This is a genomic window from Rhizobium azibense (genome assembly GCF_004342325.1).
GTDB lineage: Bacteria > Pseudomonadota > Alphaproteobacteria > Rhizobiales > Rhizobiaceae > Rhizobium > Rhizobium etli_B.
In genome coordinates, this window is record NZ_SMBJ01000008.1 from 270,785 (window position 1) to 289,496 (window position 18,712).

At 62.0% G+C, this 18,712-nt stretch carries 14 protein-coding genes; 7 read left to right on the forward strand and 7 right to left on the reverse strand.

The window, feature by feature from the left end:
• Positions 1 to 117 precede the first annotated feature (117 nt).
• Positions 118 to 1,272: a pyridoxal phosphate-dependent aminotransferase gene (locus tag EV130_RS21320; RefSeq protein WP_132661267.1), complete on the forward strand. Its 1,155-nt coding sequence runs from the start codon at positions 118 to 120 to the stop codon at positions 1,270 to 1,272.
• 197 nt (positions 1,273 to 1,469) lie between these two features.
• Here EV130_RS21320 and EV130_RS21325 read toward each other — a convergent pair whose 3' ends face one another.
• The 3 genes from EV130_RS21325 to EV130_RS21335 form a co-directional block, all read right to left on the reverse strand.
• Positions 1,470 to 2,138, reverse strand: coding sequence for a hypothetical protein (locus tag EV130_RS21325; protein ID WP_132552185.1), 669 nt, complete (start codon positions 2,136 to 2,138; stop codon positions 1,470 to 1,472).
• An 89-nt stretch (positions 2,139 to 2,227) separates the two neighbouring features.
• Positions 2,228 to 2,470 (reverse strand): hypothetical protein, encoded by a 243-nt coding sequence (locus EV130_RS21330; protein WP_074060933.1) that lies wholly within the window; start codon positions 2,468 to 2,470, stop codon positions 2,228 to 2,230.
• Complete coding sequence (locus tag EV130_RS21335; protein WP_132661269.1) at positions 2,418 to 5,258, reverse strand: Rne/Rng family ribonuclease; 2,841 nt, start codon at positions 5,256 to 5,258, stop codon at positions 2,418 to 2,420. The genes EV130_RS21330 and EV130_RS21335 overlap by 53 nt, the downstream gene beginning before the upstream one ends.
• A 726-nt stretch (positions 5,259 to 5,984) precedes the next feature.
• Between EV130_RS21335 and EV130_RS21340 the strand changes: the two genes are divergently transcribed.
• The 5 genes from EV130_RS21340 (at position 5,985) to EV130_RS21360 (ending at position 14,332) form a co-directional block, all read left to right on the forward strand.
• Positions 5,985 to 7,145 (forward strand): N-acetylmuramoyl-L-alanine amidase, encoded by a 1,161-nt coding sequence (locus EV130_RS21340; protein WP_425375575.1) that lies wholly within the window; start codon positions 5,985 to 5,987, stop codon positions 7,143 to 7,145.
• A 238-nt stretch (positions 7,146 to 7,383) separates the two neighbouring features.
• Entirely contained in the window at positions 7,384 to 9,843 is a 2,460-nt protein-coding gene (locus EV130_RS21345) for a penicillin-binding protein 1A (protein WP_074060936.1), read from the forward strand.
• A 99-nt stretch (positions 9,844 to 9,942) separates the two neighbouring features.
• A protein-coding gene (gene prfB, locus EV130_RS21350) for a peptide chain release factor 2 (protein WP_132552188.1) occupies positions 9,943 to 11,074 on the forward strand; the annotation gives its coding sequence in 2 pieces (ribosomal slippage) (positions 9,943 to 10,011 and positions 10,013 to 11,074; 1,131 coding nt in all).
• Between the two features lie 120 nt (positions 11,075 to 11,194).
• Positions 11,195 to 12,007 (forward strand): APH(3') family aminoglycoside O-phosphotransferase, encoded by an 813-nt coding sequence (locus tag EV130_RS21355; RefSeq protein WP_132661274.1) that lies wholly within the window; start codon positions 11,195 to 11,197, stop codon positions 12,005 to 12,007.
• A 486-nt stretch (positions 12,008 to 12,493) separates the two neighbouring features.
• Positions 12,494 to 14,332 carry an ABC transporter ATP-binding protein gene (locus EV130_RS21360; protein ID WP_132661277.1) on the forward strand — a complete coding sequence of 613 codons (1,839 nt, stop codon included), beginning with the start codon at positions 12,494 to 12,496 and terminating at the stop codon, positions 14,330 to 14,332.
• A gap of 65 nt (positions 14,333 to 14,397) precedes the next feature.
• Here the strand turns inward: EV130_RS21360 and EV130_RS21365 are convergent, their stop codons facing one another.
• Positions 14,398 to 15,819, reverse strand: coding sequence for an MFS transporter (locus EV130_RS21365; protein ID WP_132661280.1), 1,422 nt, complete (start codon positions 15,817 to 15,819; stop codon positions 14,398 to 14,400).
• A gap of 237 nt (positions 15,820 to 16,056) precedes the next feature.
• On the opposite strand from EV130_RS21365, the gene EV130_RS21370 reads away from it, so the two are divergent.
• Complete coding sequence (locus EV130_RS21370; protein WP_132661340.1) at positions 16,057 to 16,986, forward strand: LysR family transcriptional regulator; 930 nt, start codon at positions 16,057 to 16,059, stop codon at positions 16,984 to 16,986.
• On the opposite strand, the gene EV130_RS21375 is transcribed toward EV130_RS21370, so the two are convergent.
• The 3 genes from EV130_RS21375 to EV130_RS21385 all read right to left on the reverse strand — a co-directional run bounded on the left by EV130_RS21375 (position 16,961) and on the right by EV130_RS21385 (position 18,693).
• Positions 16,961 to 17,461, reverse strand: coding sequence for a hypothetical protein (locus EV130_RS21375; RefSeq protein ID WP_132661283.1), 501 nt, complete (start codon positions 17,459 to 17,461; stop codon positions 16,961 to 16,963). The two genes, EV130_RS21370 and EV130_RS21375, sit on opposite strands and share 26 nt — an antisense overlap.
• Before the next feature lie 4 nt (positions 17,462 to 17,465).
• Positions 17,466 to 18,239, reverse strand: a complete 774-nt coding sequence (locus EV130_RS21380) for an NAD kinase (RefSeq protein ID WP_132552193.1) — start codon at positions 18,237 to 18,239, stop codon at positions 17,466 to 17,468.
• Positions 18,240 to 18,357: 118 nt separating this feature from the next.
• A complete protein-coding gene (locus EV130_RS21385; RefSeq protein WP_074060941.1) occupies positions 18,358 to 18,693 on the reverse strand; it encodes a hypothetical protein in 336 nt (111 codons plus the stop codon).
• Positions 18,694 to 18,712: the final 19 nt, after the last annotated feature.

The window sequence follows — 18,712 nt, forward strand, 5'->3', positions numbered from 1 at the left end:
GCATGGTTCCGTCCTCAAACAGGATTTTTCGCAGGCGCGACGCAATCGCGGGATTGTGATGACCCGATTATTGCGGCAATTGTCTGGCCGCAAGTGAAACTTCCGGAGATATCCAGCTTGTTTTCCATATCGAGACGCAGCGAAGTCGAACCCTTCCACGCCATGGACGTGCTCGCCGAGGCGACCAGACGGCGCGCCAGCGGTCATCCGGTCATTTCGATGGCGGTCGGCCAGCCGTCCCATCCGGCGCCGCAGGAAGCACTCGATGCAGCACGAGAAGCGCTCGCCAAGGGCAGGGTCGGCTATACAGACGCCCTCGGCACCGCACGTCTGAAGCAAGGAATCGCTGCGCACTATCGCGGCCGGCACGGGCTTGACATCGACCCGCTGCAGATCGCCGTCACCACGGGTTCGTCTGCGGGTTTCAACCTTGCCTTTCTTTCGCTCTTCGATGCCGGCGATGCCGTGGCGATTGCCAGGCCCGGTTATCCGGCCTACCGCAACATCCTCGGCGCACTCGGCTTGAAGGTTGTCGAAGTGCCGGTGACGGCCGAGACGCATTTCACACTGACGCCTCAAAGCCTGGAGGCGGCGCAGCAGGACGGCGTCAGGCTGAAAGGCGTACTGCTCGCAAGCCCGGCCAATCCGACGGGCACGGTGACGGGCAGGCAGGCGCTGAAGGCGCTCGCCGATTATTGCGCCGCCAACTCGATCGCCTTCATATCCGACGAAATCTACCACGGACTGACATTCGCGGGCGAAGAGACGAGCGCGCTGGAACTGACCGGCGAAGCGATCGTCATCAACTCGTTTTCGAAATACTATTGCATGACCGGCTGGCGCATTGGCTGGATGGTGCTGCCTGAGCGTCTGATCCGGCCGATCGAGCGGGTGGCCCAAAGCCTCTACATCTCGCCCCCGGAGCTTTCCCAGATCGCGGCGACGGCAGCGCTCAACGCGACGGCGCAGCTCGACGTCTACAGGGCAAGCTATGCCAGGAACCGCGAGTTCCTGATGCGGCGTCTCCCAGAGATCGGGCTCTCGATCGCTTCGCCCATGGATGGCGCCTTCTATGCCTATGTCGACGTCACCCGTTTCACCAATGACAGCATGGCCTTTGCCAAACGCATGCTGGCGGAAATCGATGTCGCTGCCACACCCGGTTTCGACTTCGATCCACTGGAGGGCAACCGGACGATGCGCATGTCCTATGCGGGCTCAGAGGCCGAGATCGCCGAGGCGGTGGAGCGCATTGCCGCCTGGCTGAAATAGAGTCTGATTTCCGAGGCTTGTCGAGGATTTCGAAAGGATTTTTGAAAGGACTTGAATCAAATTATTCGCAAATCACGGTCTCGAGGAGAAGCCATTGCCACTAGGATCCAGGCCTTTGGCCGATGGCCAAGGGCACGATTTTAGAACGCTCCGACGAGGGACAGCCAGGGCGTCGAGAGGTCAGGCGAGCTGGGCCGTCAATGCCAAGCTGGTGTTGACAACAGGGTAGCCGGGCGCAGTCCGCCGCCCATCCGAACTCGCTGTTGTGCAGTCAGGAGAAACAGGCTTGCCGCAAGCTCAACGGCTTCTTCGAAGATCTGCCCGTTACCCACGACCGCATCCAGCGACATGCCCATGTGATGCTCCGCGGCAGTCATGAGAATAACGCTCACAACCGTCATCCCGCATTCGAGAACTGGCAACTGGTTGTTGCCCTGAACAGCCGGCAGGAGCCTCCAAACCCGACCTCTGATCACCGTTATGAGCGAAAATAGCAGCAGCGCAGCCACGATCGGCGTCACCGCACCGTTGTACCAAAGCAACTTGCTGGCCTGATACATGGGACCGTTCGCTGAAAAATGCGTCGGCTCATGGAAGACGGCAGCCCAGCTCAATTCACGCGCGACGAGAATGAACCAGACCGGCATAAGGGCAATCCATAATGCCCTCCAGGCTCCGCTCGTCCGTGAGGCCAAGATGCCTGCTTGTACGAAGCCGAAAGCGTAGGCGACAACTTGCAGGTTTTCGAACGAACCGTTCTCCCAGCCCATTTGCTGTGGCAGCACGAATGAAAGTGGATAGGCCGATGCAAATACTGCAAATGCCAGCAGCCTATATGGCCAAACAGATTGAATCACGTCCCACATCCTCCCCACTGATCAGAAACTGTTTATGAAGGAAATGTGACAGGGGCAATCTGATTTTGCATCGATCCCCAATGTAAATAAGAAAATGCTTAAAAGAAGCCCGCCAGCATGTGTTGCTCACGCGCGGCGTGGCTGTCGACCAGGGGGTGCAGCTTCAAGAGACTGACGGATGCCGCCAGAGCGTCTTGCTTGCCTTTCCCGTACATGCAGATGAGCAGATAAAAAAATCCGGCCGCGTTGCGCAGCCGGATTTTACCTTCAAGGTTTTGTATCGGCTTCTCAGAAGAAGCCGCGGCGTTGCCACCAGCCGGCTTTTTTCGGCTTTCCGTCATTGTCGGCCTCGGCAGGCTCGCTGCGCGTGGATTTGACGGTCGGGATCGACGAAGAGGAGATGTTCGATTCGCGATTGGCGCGGACCGGCTTGGCTTCGTCGTCTGCCGGCGTGGCGAGATCGGCGGAGGCTTCGACCGTTTCGGCTTCCGCTTCCGCAGGTACGGCTTCGACAACCGGTTCCTCGACGGGAGAGGGGGCCGCCTTGCGGCGGCTGCGGCCCTTGACGGGCTTGGCTGCGGCGACAAACGCGCCGGTTTCGACGGCTGCCATCGCCGGCTGGCCATCGCCGGCTTCTTCGGAGAACGCCTCGACGATTTCGGCCTGCGTTTCAGCCTCGGTGCCATCCCCGGCATCAGCGGCATTTTCATTGTCGGCTTCAGCGCCGGCGCTCACTTCTTCGCCTTCCTCGCGGTTGCGGCGCCCGCCACGCTTGCCGCGGCGCCGGCGTTTGCGGCGCTGGGATTCTTCGCTTTCAGCCCCCGTTTCGAAGGTTGCTGCGGCTGTATCATCGCCCTCGCTACCTTCTTCGTCGCCTTCATCCTCGTGACCGGTTTCGCCGGAAACGGTATCCTGAGCGGCGATTTGCTCACCAGCACCATTGCGTCCACGCCGGCGGCGGCGGCGCTTGCGCTTGCGGCTGCCTTCGCCGTCACCTTCGGCGCGCTGCTGGGGCGCACGCTCGGCGGCTGGGGGCTTTTCATCCACATCCTCGTCTTCTTCCTCCTCCGTCTCGATGACGATATCTTCGTCGTCATCATCGGGAATGGCTGCGAAGTTGAAGAGGGTTTCGATCTTGACCGGATTTTCGACCGGCTCGCCGCGATCGATCGCAAAATGCTGCGAACCGACTGCGCTATCGGCATCGACGACAATCGCGACGCCGAATCGGGTTTCATAATCGATGATCGACTGGCGCTTGTGGTTGAGCAGGTAGAGCGCGATTTCGGGCGTGGTGCGCACGGTGATGTCGTGCGTCGTGTTCTTCAGCAGGTATTCCTCGATGCCGCGCAGCACATGCAGGGCGACGGAGGACTGCGAGCGCACATGGCCGGTACCGCCGCAATGCGAGCAGACCTGAGTCGTGGATTCGAGCACGGAAGCGCGGATGCGCTGGCGCGACATTTCAAGCAGGCCGAAATGCGAGATGCGGCCGACCTGGATGCGGGCACGGTCGTTCTTCAGGCATTCCTTCAGTTTCTTCTCGACGGCGCGGTTGTTGCGCTTTTCTTCCATGTCGATGAAGTCGATGACGATGAGACCGGCAAGGTCACGCAGGCGAAGCTGGCGGGCGACCTCATCGGCCGCTTCGAGATTCGTCTGAAGTGCGGTGTCCTCGATCGAATGTTCACGGGTCGAGCGGCCGGAGTTGACGTCGATCGAAACGAGCGCTTCCGTCTGGTTCATGATCAGGTAGCCGCCGGACTTCAGCGTCACCTGCGGCTGCAGCATGCGGTCGAGTTGCGCCTCGATGCCGGAGCGCGAGAAGATCGGATGGATGTCGCGGTAAGGCTGAACGACCTTGGCGTGGCTCGGCATCAGCATCTTCATGAAGTCTTTCGCCTCACGATAGCCTTCCTCGCCGGAAACGATGATTTCGCTGATGTCCTTGTTGTAGAGGTCGCGGATCGAGCGCTTGATGAGCGAGCCTTCCTCGTAGACGAGGCAGGGGGCCGTGGATGCGAGCGTCAGCGTGCGGACGTTTTCCCACAGGCGCATCAGATATTCGAAGTCGCGCTTGACCTCGACCTTGGTGCGGTTGGCGCCAGCCGTGCGCAGGATGACGCCCATGCCCTGCGGGACTTCGAGCATTCGGGCGATTTCCTTGAGACGCTTGCGGTCCTGCGGATTGGTGATCTTGCGGGAAATGCCGCCGCCGCGAGCCGTGTTCGGCATCAGGACCGAGTAGCGGCCTGCGAGCGAGAGATAGGTGGTGAGCGCCGCGCCCTTGTTGCCGCGCTCTTCCTTGGCAACCTGCACAAGCAGGATCTGGCGACGCTTGATGACTTCCTGAATGCGATACTGCTTGCGCGGCTTGCGCTGCACGCGGTCGGGAACCTCTTCCATCGCATCTTCGGCGCCGACCGATTCGATCACTTCCTCCTCATGATCGTCATCGTCGTCGTCGTCATTGCCGCGGCGGCGGGAATCGACGTCTTCGGAGATCGAGTCGGTCTCCACAGCAGCAGCTATGCTGCCGCCGACAGGCCCCTCGTCATCATTGTCGACGACGGAGGCGGAAGGTGCTTCGACATCGGTCGGGACGGCGTCTTCGGTCGGCGTGGTTTCGACGACCTTCTTGCGGCTGCGACGCGGCTTGGCCTTCTTGGCCGGAGCCTCTTCTGCGGCCGGAGCGCTTGCTTCAGCCGGAGCGGCGTCTTCGGAAGCCTCTTCGGCGGCCGGCTCTTTTGCCGGCAAGATGCCGGTGTCGGGCTGCTCCTGGGTCGACGGGTCGCTCACGGGTGCGGTTTCGACATGCTCGACGTCGTCGTCTCGGCGGTGCTCCTCGGCCTCGGCGCGAAGCAGGGCCTGACGGTCGGCCAGCGGGATCTGGTAATAGTCGGGATGGATTTCGGCAAAGGCCAGGAAGCCGTGCCGGTTGCCGCCGTAATCGACGAAAGCGGCCTGAAGCGAGGGTTCGACCCTCGTTACTTTTGCGAGATAGATGTTGCCGCGTATCTGCTTCTTGTGCTGCGACTCGAAGTCAAATTCTTCTATACGGTTTCCGCGAACGACAACGACACGTGTCTCTTCCTCGTGAGACGCGTCGATAAGCATTTTGTCTGCCATGTAAGGTGTGCTCCTCGGCGCAGCCGCAGACACCCATTCCCGCCCGTATTGATAACAGGGGGCATGCGGTCGAGCGTGGGTGCGCCGGATAATGAAAGTCGCGATTGGTTCGGGCGGGACAGCAGCAGCCAGGCGACAGCGGGGAATTCATTCTCCCGGGGCCTGTAGACTTTGGATAAAACCTGCTGCGAAACCATTATGACCAAGCGAGATCGACAATACTTAAGACCCCTGGGGGTCCGATGAGTTTGCTCCTCGGAGCGTTTGGTGGCTATCCACCGATGAAGTTTCCGCATACGCCGGAAAATTCAGGATCCAGTTTACCATGGAGAGAAGCGCGTAAGACGGCGGACGATTGCCGGTTGTGGCGCCAGGTCCTCGTGGGGTTGGCAGCCGCGCGGCGACTCTATCCCGTCAACACTTTCTAACCTGAAAATCGTTGTATGGTTTCTCTGTCACAATAGCAAGGGAAAAGCCAAATGCGCCATAATATTGATGGATTTGGAAATGCATAGACAATCGGGGAATTGGCGGTCCTGATTCGGCGGCGGCGGACAATCGTTCAAGCGGGCGGTGCGTGCATGAGGCTGCAAGGATCCATCGCAATGACAGATAGGGTGTGGCGGTCGAGTGTTTAAGAGGGTGCGGTCCGCAGCGGGGGAATCCGGCAAGCGGAAGACGAAATTCGTAGGCATGCTCGCAGCAGCGGCGGTTTCGCTTCATGCCATGGTCGCGCTTGCCGCCGGTCCGAAGAAGCCAGAGGCGCTGCTTGCCTATGGCGCACGCATCATCGGCGACGACGCCCGTACCCGCGTCGTCATCGATTTCGACCGGCAGCCGAGTTTTTCGGTCCACTATATCGCCAATCCCGAGCGCATCGTCGTCGATCTGCCGGCGACCGCGTTCGGTTTCCACGCCAAAGATCTGGCGGCGAGGGGGCTTTTCAAGGACATCCGCTACGGCACGATGGACGAAGGCAGCGCCCGCATCGTGCTGAGCGCCGTCAAGCCGGTGAAGCTGGCCACGGCCAAGGTGCAGGCCGACGAGGATGGCAGGGGTTACCGCCTCGTGCTCGATGCCGAGATGACCGGCAAGGAGGAGTTCGCGGCCCTCGTCAAGGCGCAGTCCTGGAGCGATCCGGCAGACCGTCCGCAGTCGGGTCCAATACCGGCGCCGCAGGCGGCACAGCCTGGCGACTTCATCATCGCCGTCGATGCCGGCCATGGAGGCATCGATACCGGCGCGATCGGCGTCGATACCAAGACCGAGGAAAAGCAGGTGACGCTTGCCTTCGCCAAGGCGCTGGCCGACCGGCTGAACCGCGAGCATGGCATCAAGGCCTTCCTCACCCGCAGCGAGGATGAATTCCTGTCGCTTGCCGAGCGCGTGCAGATCGCCAGGCAGAACCATGCCGGCCTCTTCATCTCGCTGCACGCCGATACGCTGAAGCAAAAGGATATCCGCGGCGCGACGGTATATACGATCTCCGACAGGGCCTCCGACAAGCTCGCCGCCGATCTTGCCGAGCGCGAAAATCTTTCCGATCAGATCGCCGGCAAGGAAACCGCCGCCGAACCACCGGAAGTGGCCGATATCCTGCTCGACCTGACGCGCCGCGAGACTCAGGCCTTCTCGATCTCGCTGGCCGAAAGCGTGCTCGGTTCGTTCAAGGATCAGATCAGTACGATCAACAATCCGCATCGGCATGCAGGCTTCCAGGTTCTGCGGGCGCCCGATGTGCCCTCGATTCTGCTCGAACTCGGCTTCCTCTCCAACGCGGAAGACGAAAAGCTGCTGCTCGACGAGAAATGGAGGGTGAAGATCGCCGAGCTGTTGACCGATGCCGTCAAGCGCTATCGCTCTTCCGTGGTTGCCAATGGCGGCTGAGGCCGTGGCTGAGATGTGACACCCGCGGCGAAAGCAAAGCGGAGCATGTGAATGGGGCAGGGGAGCCCTATTTTGCTCACATTCAGGCCGTTACTCGCCGCTATGTTTTCGACTAGCCAGGCTGGACGGCTTGTCGCGATGGCGCTCATGGAGTATGCCCGCGCGATGTGCAAATCGCCCGCTTCCATGCAAATATAGTGCCTGCACCGATTGAAATTTGGAATACCGGTAGCTCAATATGATCAGACTCCTTGGATATTTCTTCGGAATTGCTTGCGTCCTGTTTCTGGGCGCTGCTGCCGTCGTTGCCGTCTACCTGGCAAACGTCGCGAAGGATCTCCCCGATTACGCCGTCCTGAACAGCTATGCGCCGCCGGTCACCACCCGCGTTCATGCCGGAAACGGCGCGTTGATGGCCGAATACGCCAAGGAAAAGCGTCTTTTCCTGCCGATCCAGGCGATCCCGGATCGGGTCAAGGCCGCCTTCCTTTCGGCCGAAGACAAGAATTTCTACAACCATCCCGGCGTCGATCTCAGCGGGCTTGCGCGCGCCATCGTCGTCAACCTGCAGAATTTCGGCTCCGGCCGCCGTCCCGTGGGCGCCTCGACGATCACGCAGCAGGTGGCCAAGAACTTCCTTTTGACATCCGACCAGACGATCGACCGCAAGATCAAGGAAGCCATCCTCTCCTTCCGCATCGAGCAGGCCTACAGCAAGGACAAGATCCTCGAGCTCTATCTGAACGAGATCTTCTTCGGCCTGAACTCCTACGGCATCGCCGGGGCGGCGCTCACCTACTTCAACAAGTCGGTCACCGAACTCACCGTTGCCGAAGCCGCCTATCTCGCCTCGCTGCCGAAGGGCCCCGCGAACTATCATCCCTTCCGCCATCCAGATGCCGCGGTGGAGCGCCGCAACTGGGTCATCGACCGCATGGTCGAAAACGGCTATGTGAGCCCGAGCGACGGGGCGGAAGCCAAGAAGCAGCAGCTCGGCGTGACGGCCCGCAGCACCGGCCCCTCGCTCTTTGCTTCTGATTATTTCGCCGAAGCCGTTCGCCGCCAGCTCATCGGCCAATATGGAGAAAAGGCGCTCTACGAAGGCGGCCTTTCGGTCCGCACCTCGCTCGATCCGCAGATGCAGCTCGCCGCCCGCAAGGCGCTGCAGGACGGCCTGACGACCTACGACGAACGCCGCGGCTTCCATGGAGCGCTGAAGGCGATCGACACTACCGCCGATTGGGGCAAGGCGCTCGCGGAAATTCCAGCGCTTTCCGACGTGCCCGAATGGCGCCTCGCCGTCGTGCTTGCCGTTTCCACCGAAAGCGTCGACATCGGCCTCCAGCCCCGCAGGGACGGCGCCGGAAAGGCTGCCGCCGAGCGCGAGCATGGCACGATCGAGGCGAAGAACATGCAGTGGGCCTACCGCTCCTCGACCGGCGAGCGCAAGACGGCCAAATCGCCCGAAGGCGTGCTTTCGCCGGGCGACGTCGTCTATGTCGAGCGGTTGGGAGGCGAAGGCTCGACGTCTTACCGTCTGCGCCAACCGCCGAAGGTTCAGGGCGGCCTCGTTGCCATGGACCCCAAGACCGGCCGCGTCCTTGCGATGGCAGGCGGCTTCTCCTATGGGCAGTCGGAATTCAACCGCGCGACGCAGGCGATGCGCCAGCCCGGCTCCTCGTTCAAGCCGTTCGTCTATGCTGCGGCCATGGACAATGGTTATACGCCCGCCTCGGTGATCATGGACGCGCCGATTGAGGTCGTCTCCGGCGGCCAGGTCTGGAGGCCGGAAAACTACGGCGGCGAATTCAATGGTCCGTCGACGCTGCGCTCCGGCATCGAGCACTCGCGCAACCTGATGACCGTGCGCCTTGCCAATGACCTCGGCATGAACATCGTTGCCGAATATGCCGAGCGCTTCGGCATCTACGACAAGATGCCGGCATTGCTTGCCATGTCGCTCGGCTCCGGCGAGACCACCGTGTTGCGTATGGTTTCGGCCTATTCGGTGATCGCCAACGGCGGCAAGCAGATCAAGCCGACGCTGATCGATCGCATCCAGGACCGCTACGGCAAGACGATCTTCAGACATGAGGAACGTCTCTGCGACAGCTGCAATGCCGGCGACTGGCAGAATCAGGAAGAGCCGAACATCGTCGACAACCGGGAACAGGTTCTCGACCCGATGACGGCCTATCAGATCACCTCGATGATGCAGGGCGTCATCGCCCGTGGCACTGCGGCCGGCAAGATCGACCTCGGCGGGCGCGACGTGGCTGGCAAGACCGGCACCACCAACGACGAGAAGGATGCCTGGTTCGTCGGCTTCACGCCCGACCTCGTGGCCGGCCTCTACATGGGCTTCGACAATCCGGCGCCGCTTGGCCGCGGCGGTACGGGCGGCGGCCTCTCGGCTCCCATCTTCAACGAATTCATGCAGGCAGCCGTCAAGGACATGCCGGAATCGAAATTCGTCATCCCGCAGGGCATGAACCTGATCCCGATCGACCGCAAGACCGGCATGGCGGCGATGGAGGGCGATCCGAACACCATCATCGAGGCCTTCAAGCCCGGCACCGGCCCGGCCGACAGCTTGTCCGTCATCGGCATGGACAGCACGATGGCGCCGGAGGAGATCCTGAAGACCTCGCCGCAGGCGAACCAGGCCGTGCAGTCTGGCGCAGGCGGCCTCTACTGAACAATCCCAGCACCGATGCGGCGGCCGCGGCTCTTTACATCCGCGGCCGCCGCAACTATTTGACGGACCAACTCAAGACCAACGCAAAGAAGCAGGAAAATGCGAGCGGAAATCGAAAACGTAGTCGATGAAACCAAGCAGGCTATCACCCTGCTGAGGAGGCATCTTTGACTGGGACCAGGCGATAAGACGGCTGGACTGGTTAAACAACAAGGCAGAAGACCCGAATCTCTGGAACGATGCTGCCGAAGCTCAGAAGCTGATGCGCGAACGCCAGCAGCTCGATGACGGCATCAACGGCGTGAAGCAGCTCGAACAGCAGCTGAACGACCATGTCGAACTCATCGAGATGGGTGAGGAAGAGGGCGATGAAAGCATCGTCAAGGAGGCCGAGGACGCGCTGAAGAGCCTGAAGGCCGAGGCCGCGCGCCGCCAGGTGGAAGCCATGCTTTCAGGCGAGGCCGACGCCAACGACACCTATCTCGAAGTGCATTCGGGTGCCGGCGGCACCGAAAGCCAGGACTGGGCGAACATGCTGCTTCGCATGTACACGCGCTGGGCGGAACGCCAGCGCTTCAAGGTCGAGCTTCTCGAAGTCCATGACGGCGAAGAGGCGGGGATCAAGTCGGCGACGCTGCTGGTCAAGGGCCACAATGCCTATGGCTGGCTGAAGACGGAGTCGGGCGTGCACCGGCTCGTACGCATTTCGCCCTATGACAGCAATGCGCGCCGCCACACGTCCTTTTCGTCGATCTGGGTCTATCCGGTGGTCGATGACTCGATCAACATCGAAATCAACGAAAGCGACTGCCGCATCGACACCTACCGCTCGTCGGGCGCGGGCGGACAGCACGTGAACACCACCGACTCGGCAGTGCGCATCACGCATATTCCGACCGGCATCGTCGTTGCCTGCCAGCAGGAGCGCTCGCAGCACAAGAACCGCGCCAAGGCCTGGGACATGCTGCGCGCGCGCATGTATGAAGCGGAACTGAAGAAGCGCGAAGAGGCAGCAAGCGCCGAAGCGGCATCCAAGACGGAGATCGGCTGGGGCCATCAGATCCGCTCCTACGTGCTGCAGCCCTATCAGCTGGTCAAGGACCTGCGCACCGGCGTTTCGAGCACGGCACCTGGCGACGTGCTCGATGGCGACCTCAACGAGTTCATGGAAGCAGCGCTTGCGCACCGCATCAGCGGCAAGCCGGACGCAGTGCTCGAGGACGTTGATTGACAACGAAGGGAAACGGTCAGGGACGGTCAGTGTCTGGATTAAACGCCTTTCGTCCGGCTTAGTGCCAAATCCGCTTGCAGCATGTGGTCGCAAGCGGCCTGGCCTGTAGGCGCAAAGCCAATGGCAGACAATCACCAAGATGACGTGCCGATGGATAACCTTGCCTTACCTCCCGATTTAAGGGCGCTGCTATCTCGACACGAGTGGAGGCAGGTCGATCTGGGATGTTCGTCTGCAGCCGTGTTCAGGCTCGCTGAAGGTGGCAGGACGCAGTTTTTCCTGAAAGGCGAAATTGCGGGTCCCTTTGCGGAATTGCCGTTGGAGGCGGAGCGTCTGCTGTGGCTTGCCGAGCAAGGGCTGGCGTGCCCCAGCGTCGTCGCCCTGGAAAGCCATGAGGGCAGAAACTGGCTGCTGCTGAGCGCGCTTGACGGAAAAGACCTGGCTTCGTCCAGGTCGACCCCTGATGGGCAGCGCATCGAGATCCTGGCGGCCGCTTTACGTCGATTGCACGAACTCGACCCTGCAAACTGCCCTTTCGACCACAGGCTGACGGTTCGTTTGAGGCTTGCCAAGGCGCGGATGGAAGCAGGCGCCGTAGACGAGAGTGATTTTGACGAGGAGCGGCTAAACGCAACCGCTGCGAGCCTTTTCGCCTACCTTGAAGCCAACCAGCCTGACGTGACGGATCCCGTCGTTGCCCATGGCGACGCCTGCTTGCCGAACTTCATGACGCATGAGGGCCAATTCAGTGGATATGTCGATTGCGGCCGTCTGGGGGTTGCCGATCGATACCAGGATATTGCGTTGGCACTGCGCAGCATCCGATACAACGTCGGTCAAACATGGGTTCAACATTTCCTCGATTGTTATGGGCTTTCCGGCATCGATGACGCGAAAGTCGCCTACTATGTGGTGCTGGACGAGTTCTTCTAATCGCGGAAATCCCTTTCGACAAAAAAGGCCGAGCGCCGGAGCCAGGGGTCTCTTCGGCAACCCGGCCTGCTTCGATCAGACGGCAGATTGCCGAACTTCGTCGGATGCCTGCCATGATGTGGCGCGCAATTTCCGGCAGTCGGACGCAATTGCGTTCAGTTCGATCCGAGCGCTTGTCTCGATAAACCGTTTCAGCCTCTAATGGCAGTCCTTCCCCGTCGTTGTTCGATGCGACCAGACGCTCGCGTCCTCATGCCGGGCCGCGCAGACAGTGACTTTGCAGACAGCGACAGCCGAGCAGCAGTCTGCGACCTCGGGCTGTTGCATGGGGACAACACCGGCCGATCTCTTTACGCGGCGGGGTTGATCCGGTTTCGGTTGTCCGCGATGCTTGGGCTCCAATTGGTCCGATCCCCGGGGAGACTGACATGAAAGCGAACCTGTCCAACCAGAAAGGAAACATCGCCCACAAGGACATTCTGCTTCATGCACATTCTGTTTTCCCGCGCGAGGAAAAGCCCGCCGCGCCATAACCGCTTTCTGAAATTCTTCCGCGACTCTCCAAGCAAGGCCGACCGCGACAGGCGCTGCTTGCGCATGCGCAAGTTCCTCTCCTACTATCGCCCGCACCTGCCTTTGCTGCTGGCGGATCTGCTCTGCGCGATCGTCGTCGCCGGCACCGCGGTGGCGCTGCCGCTCTGCGCCAACTTCGTCACAAGCCGCCTTCTGGCTCTGCCCAACATGCCGGAGGCTTACGAGCAGATCCTTGCCGTCGGCGCCTTCATGCTTGCCATCCTGGCGATCCAAACCGTTGCCATCTTCTTCGTCGACTATCAGGGGCACGTGATGGGCGCCCGTATCGAGGCCGCCGTCCGCCAGGAGCTCTTCGAACACTGCCAGAAACTCTCGTTCAGCTTCTACGACCGCCAGCGCACGGGGCAGTTGATGAGCCGCATCACGAACGATTCCCTGTGGCTGGGCGAGCTTTTCCACCACGGCCCGGAGGACCTCTCCATCGCCGCACTCAAATATGGCGGCGCCATGCTGGTGCTGTTTTTCATCGATCCGCCTCTGGCCAGCCTCATCCTGCTGCTCACGCCGGTGGCGGCGACCTATGCGTTGCATTTCAACCGGCGCATGAACCGCGCGCTCGAAGCGAGCAAGCGGCAGATCGCCGCCGTCAATGAACGCGTGGAGGACGCCCTGGCGGGCATTCGGGTCGTCCAGTCCTTCGCCAACGAGGCGCTGGAGCAGGAGCGCTTTGCCAAGCTGAACCTTCGGTTCCTGAAGGGCCGCGCCGACGGATACCGCAGCGAGGCCTGGTTTTCGGTGGGTATCGAGACCTTTGCACAGCTCATCACGATACTTGTCATCGTGATCGGGGGGCTGCGCATCCTGACGTCGGAGCTGTCGGTGGCGGACATCCTCACCTTTCTGCTCTGCGTGGCGGTGCTGGTCGATCCGATGCAGCGGCTCGCCAATTTCGTCCGCCTTTGGCAGGAGGGCTACACCGGCTTCGTTCGGGCCATGGAGATCCTGGAGATCGCACCCGACGTCTTCGACCGCCCTGCCGCCCGCCCGATGCCGGCTCCAGCGGGCGAGATCAGTTTTTCCGACGTCGACTTCGGCTACGAGGCCGATGGTCCAAAGGTGCTCGAGCGGCTCTCGTTCACCATTGCCCCTGGCGAGTTCGTGGCCCTGGTTGGCCCTTCAGGGGTGGGTAAGAGCACGCTTTGCGCGCTCATACCGCGCTTCTACGATGTGCTGGCCGGAGCGATCCGCATCGACGGCACCGACATTCGCGACGTGACGCTGGCGTCACTGCGGCGACATGTCGGGGTAGTGCAGCAGGACGTCTATCTCTTTGCCGGCACCGTGGCGGAAAATCTGCGCTACGGCCGGCCCGACGCGACCGATGCCGAGGTGGAGGCCGCCGCTCGTGCCGCCAACGCTCACGACTTCATCGCGGCTCTGCCCAATGGCTACGCGACCGATATCGGTCAACGCGGTGTCAAGCTTTCGGGTGGCCAGCGGCAGCGCCTTACGATAGCGCGCGCCTTTCTCAAGGATCCGGCGATCCTGATCTTCGACGAGGCAACCAGCGCGCTCGACAACGAAAGCGAGCGGGCGGTCCAAAAGGCGCTGCTCAGTCTGGCGAAGGGCCGCACCACCCTGGTCATCGCCCACCGCCTGTCCACTGTCCGCCATGCCGACCGCATCCTCGTGCTTACCGGCGATGGCATCATCGAACAGGGCACCCATAACGACCTCATGGCGCAGGAAGGCGTCTATGCCAACCTGCACAGCGTGCAGGCAAGCATTTGACCATTAGCCCGCCCCAAACGGCGGTGGGACAGGGGTCGAAAGGCGGCGGTACGGGTTCGGGCCTCTTAGCTCGACGGACGCGTGGCAAGGGCGGCGATGGCGATCGCGGTGGCGCTTAGAGCCGCCGCGACGGCGAAGGTGAACTGCATGCCTGTGGCAACGGCTTCGGGAGGTGCCGTCGTGATATCGGCCGTCATCGCGCCAAAGGCGAAGACGGCGCCCATGACGGAAGCGCCGGTGATGAGCCCGAGATTGCGCGACAGGCTGAGAAGGCCGGAAACGACGCCCCGCCGATCGGCGGGGATGTCCATCATGACGGCGGTGTTGTTGGCTGCCTGGAACAGCTGATAACCCGGGGTCAGGACGGCAATGGCGGCAATGTAGCCCGCAATGCCGAACATTGCCGGAAGCACGGATAGGGCAACTGCACCGACGGTCATCTCGATCAGTCCGGCGATGACCACGACCGGCGCGCCCAAACGGTCGACAACACGGCCAGCCGGGGCGCCGGACAGCGCCGAGACAAGCGGGCCAATCGACATGACCATGCCAACAAGCGCCGCGTCGAGCCCGAGCACGCGGGAGAGATAGAACGGGCTCACCACCAAGGTCGCCATCATTATCGTCGAGACGAGGGCATTCATGGCGAGGCTGGCGCTGAACTTTGAATCGCGGAATGCTGTCAAGCGGATCAAAGGCGATGCCGCCTTCGCCTCAGTGAGAAAGAAGAGGACGATGCCCGTAAGTGCAGCCATCAGGAGCGTCGCATTCAGCGTGCCGAAATCGCCGCGCCCTGCCGTCGTGGCGAGCGCATAGGCAGCGAGCGTGCCGGCAAGCAGCAGCGTGCCCAGAGCGTCGAATCCAAGGCGATCGGTTTTCGGCGAATCGCCGTCGACGGGCAGGAACCGGTGGGCAAGAAAGTAGGCCAGCAGACCAAGCGGGATGTTGGCGAGAAAGATCGCCCGCCAGCCGAACCAGGCAATGACAATGCCGCCAAGGGACGGACCGAGCGCGGTTCCGATTGCCGACATCGCTCCGAGGAGCCCGATGGCGCGGCCCGTTCTTTCCCTTTGGACCGTCTCGAAGACGAAGGTCATGGTCAGCGCCATCAGGATGGCTGCGCCGAGGCCCTGCGCGGCCCGGGCAGCAACCAGCCACCAGAGCGAGGGCGCAAGCCCGCAGAGCGCCGAGGCGGCGGCAAACACGAGCAGCCCTGCCAAGAGAACCCGCCGGCGCCCGGCAATGTCGCCCAGCCGTCCAACGCCGACGATCAGGATCGTGATCGCCAGGAGGTAGGAGAGCACAACCCACTGCACCTGTTGGAATGGTGCGGCGAACACCTTGGCCAATGTCGGCAAGGCGACATTGGCAACGCTCGTGCCGAGCGAAGATAGCAGCATGGATAGGCAAAGGGCGGCAAGCGCCCATCGAACCGAACTTGCCGGGATTGCCCCATCCTCGGTGGCGTCATTTGTGCAGGAGGTCATCGCCGCTTCCCTCAGGCCGCTGCGCTGTTGACGATCCAGCGCGCGAACGGAGCGATCACGATGGCGATAGGGAAAGCGGCAGGGGCAAATCGGACCGTTATCATGAAGAGCTACTCCAAATTTGTGGTTTGGGTAGAGGTAGCCCGCGGCATGATGGGGCGGTAGGCGCATCATATGCATTCCATTCGTGCGTTTGACGCCATGTCAAATTGCGCCGGCCGTGCTATGGTCGCCCATATGTCGCATCCCGATCTCAATCTGCTTATCACCCTTGATGTGCTTCTGGCGGAAGGCAGCGTCGCCCGCGCCGCCAAAAGGCTGCGGCTAAGCCCGTCCGCGATGAGCCGAGCGCTGGCGAGAGTGCGCAAGGCGACCGGCGATCCGCTGCTGGTCCGGGCCGGGCGCGGCCTTGTTGCGACGCCGCGGGCGCTCGAGCTTCGCGAGCGCGTCTGCCAGCTCGTGCAGGACGCCGAAGACGTCCTTCGCCCCGCAGAGACACTCGACCTGACACGGCTTGTGCGGACATTCACCCTCAGAAACCAGGATGGCTTTGTCGAGAATTTCGGGCCCGATCTCATTGCGCGCGTCGGCCAACAGGCAAAAGGCGTGCAGTTGCGTTTCGTACCAAAGCCGGACCGGGACAGCGCGGCGCTGCGCGATGGCAGCGTTGACCTGGAAACGGGCGTCGTGGGACAAGCCATGGGGCCGGAGGTGCGCGCGCAAGCGCTGTTTCGAGACCGCTTCGTCGGCGTTGTCCGCATGGGGCATCCGTTGTGCGAAGTCGCGGTCACGCCTGCCCGTTACGCTGCCGGGCGGCATATTCTCGTTTCGCGGCGCGGGCTCGACAGGGGCCTGATCGATGATGCGCTTGAGCCATTGGGTCTGAAACGGGAGATCGTAACGGTCGTCGGCGGCTTTTCGGAAGCTCTGGCCCTGGCGCGTGCCTCGGATCTGATCGCCAGCGTCCCCGAACGCTACACGGGAAACCTGCGTGACGGGCTGTTCTCTTTCCCTCTGCCGGTTTCGCCGCCGGACATTACGATCTCGCTGTTGTGGCACCCCCGGACGGACCTCGATCCGGCGCATCGCTGGCTGCGCGAGTGCGTTCGAACGGTTTGTACGGGCAGGCCGGTTCAAGCAGTCAGTTCGTCGCCTTCTCGACGGTGATCTCGCCGAACTCGTCGATCAGCACGGTCCAGCCCTCGGATTCGGCATTCGGATCGGTCTTCAGATAGACCGTGGCGAAGAGGCCCGGCTGCTTGCTCATGCCCGTGGAACTTTCCGGCCGGATATCGGTGACATAGGGTTTGAGCTGCGTGAATTCTTGCAGCTCGACGCTGGAGACGATTTCCGGGCCGCCGTCTGCCTGCGCGATTTGCTGCAGGTAGATTTTCGACGTCTTGTCCGGCTGGCGGACGGAAAAGAGCTTGTAATAGCCGCGGCGCGGTTGAGGCTCCGCTTTTTCCGGATCGCTTGCTGCGCCCGGCGCACGCTCGATCGCGATATCGGCGCGGCTTTCCTCCCAATAGCCGGTGCTGGTTGCAAAGATCACGGCGGGCGGAAGGATCGTGTCGGCCGGCCTCGCAAGGCCTGGGTGGCCGGTGACGAGCGCTGCGGCAAGAAAAGCGAGCCGAAGCTGCATGGCCTCAATCCTCGAACTGTTCGGCAAGAATGCGATCCGACCATGAGCGGTCCGGATCGGAAAGGATGCGCGCCGTCATGTGCTCCGACTGGGCGATGCGGATATGCAGCACGGACTTGACCTCGGCATTGTCGGCAACTGCATTCACAGGCCGCTTTTCGGCCTCGAGAATATGGATGTCGACCGTCACCTTGTTCGGCAGCAGCGCGCCGCGCCAGCGCCGGGGGCGGAAGGCGCTGACCGGCGTCATGGCAAGCAGCGGTGCTTCCAGCGGCAGGATCGGGCCGTGGGCGGAAAGATTGTATGCGGTGGAGCCCGCCGGGGTTGCCACCATGAGGCCGTCGCAGATCAGTTCCGCAAGACGCACATGCCCGTCGACCTCGACGCGCAGCTTGGCGGCCTGGTAGGACTGACGGAAGAGCGAGACTTCGTTGATCGCGAGTGCCGTGGAATTGGTGCCGTCGGCGTTGGCCGTCGTCATCTGCAGGGGATGGAAGGCATTCTCGACGGCCGCGCAGATGCGGTCCTGCAGTTTCTCGGTGCGATAGTCGTTCATCAGGAAACCGACGGAACCGCGGTTCATGCCATAGACGAGCTTGCCGGAATTCATCGTGCTGTGCAGCGTCTGCAGCATGAATCCGTCGCCTCCGAGCGCCACGATGACATCGGCTTGTTCGGCGGGAACCTCCCCGTAGAGCCGAATCAACTCTTCGCGCGCAGCAAGCGCCTCGGTTGCCGAGGAAGCGAGGAAACAAAGCGTCTGAAACGAACGGCCCATGTGATGCCCTTTATGATTTTCGCCTAGCTAAAGGATAAAGGGCTTATGCGACAAGGTTTTTTGCACGCAAGCAACTCTGCCGCCTCCGCGGGGCCTGGCGAAGAGGCGACGGCTGTCGCTATTTCTGCTCTCGCGCCCCCGGCGCTGCTTCGCGCTGATCCCGCTCTTCCAGGTCCGGTTCGACGATGTAGAGATCGCCGTTCACGCCGGCCTGCTCCTTCAGGGCGGCCCGTTGTTCGCTTTCGTCTGGCCCGATTTCTCCAATGGGGCGCTCGCGCGCTCGGTTGACCTGCTGCGGCTCGATATCCAGCGAACCCTCGTGATGGCCCATCCCGCAGGCAAGCCCGCGCGCGGCCTGCAACTTGGCCTCCTCCCGACGCTCGGCAGCGGCCGCAGTGTCCGAGCAGCGTGCATCATCCGTGCCGGAATCAAACCTGTTGTCCTGACCTTGCATGTCGATCTCCTGCTGTGAC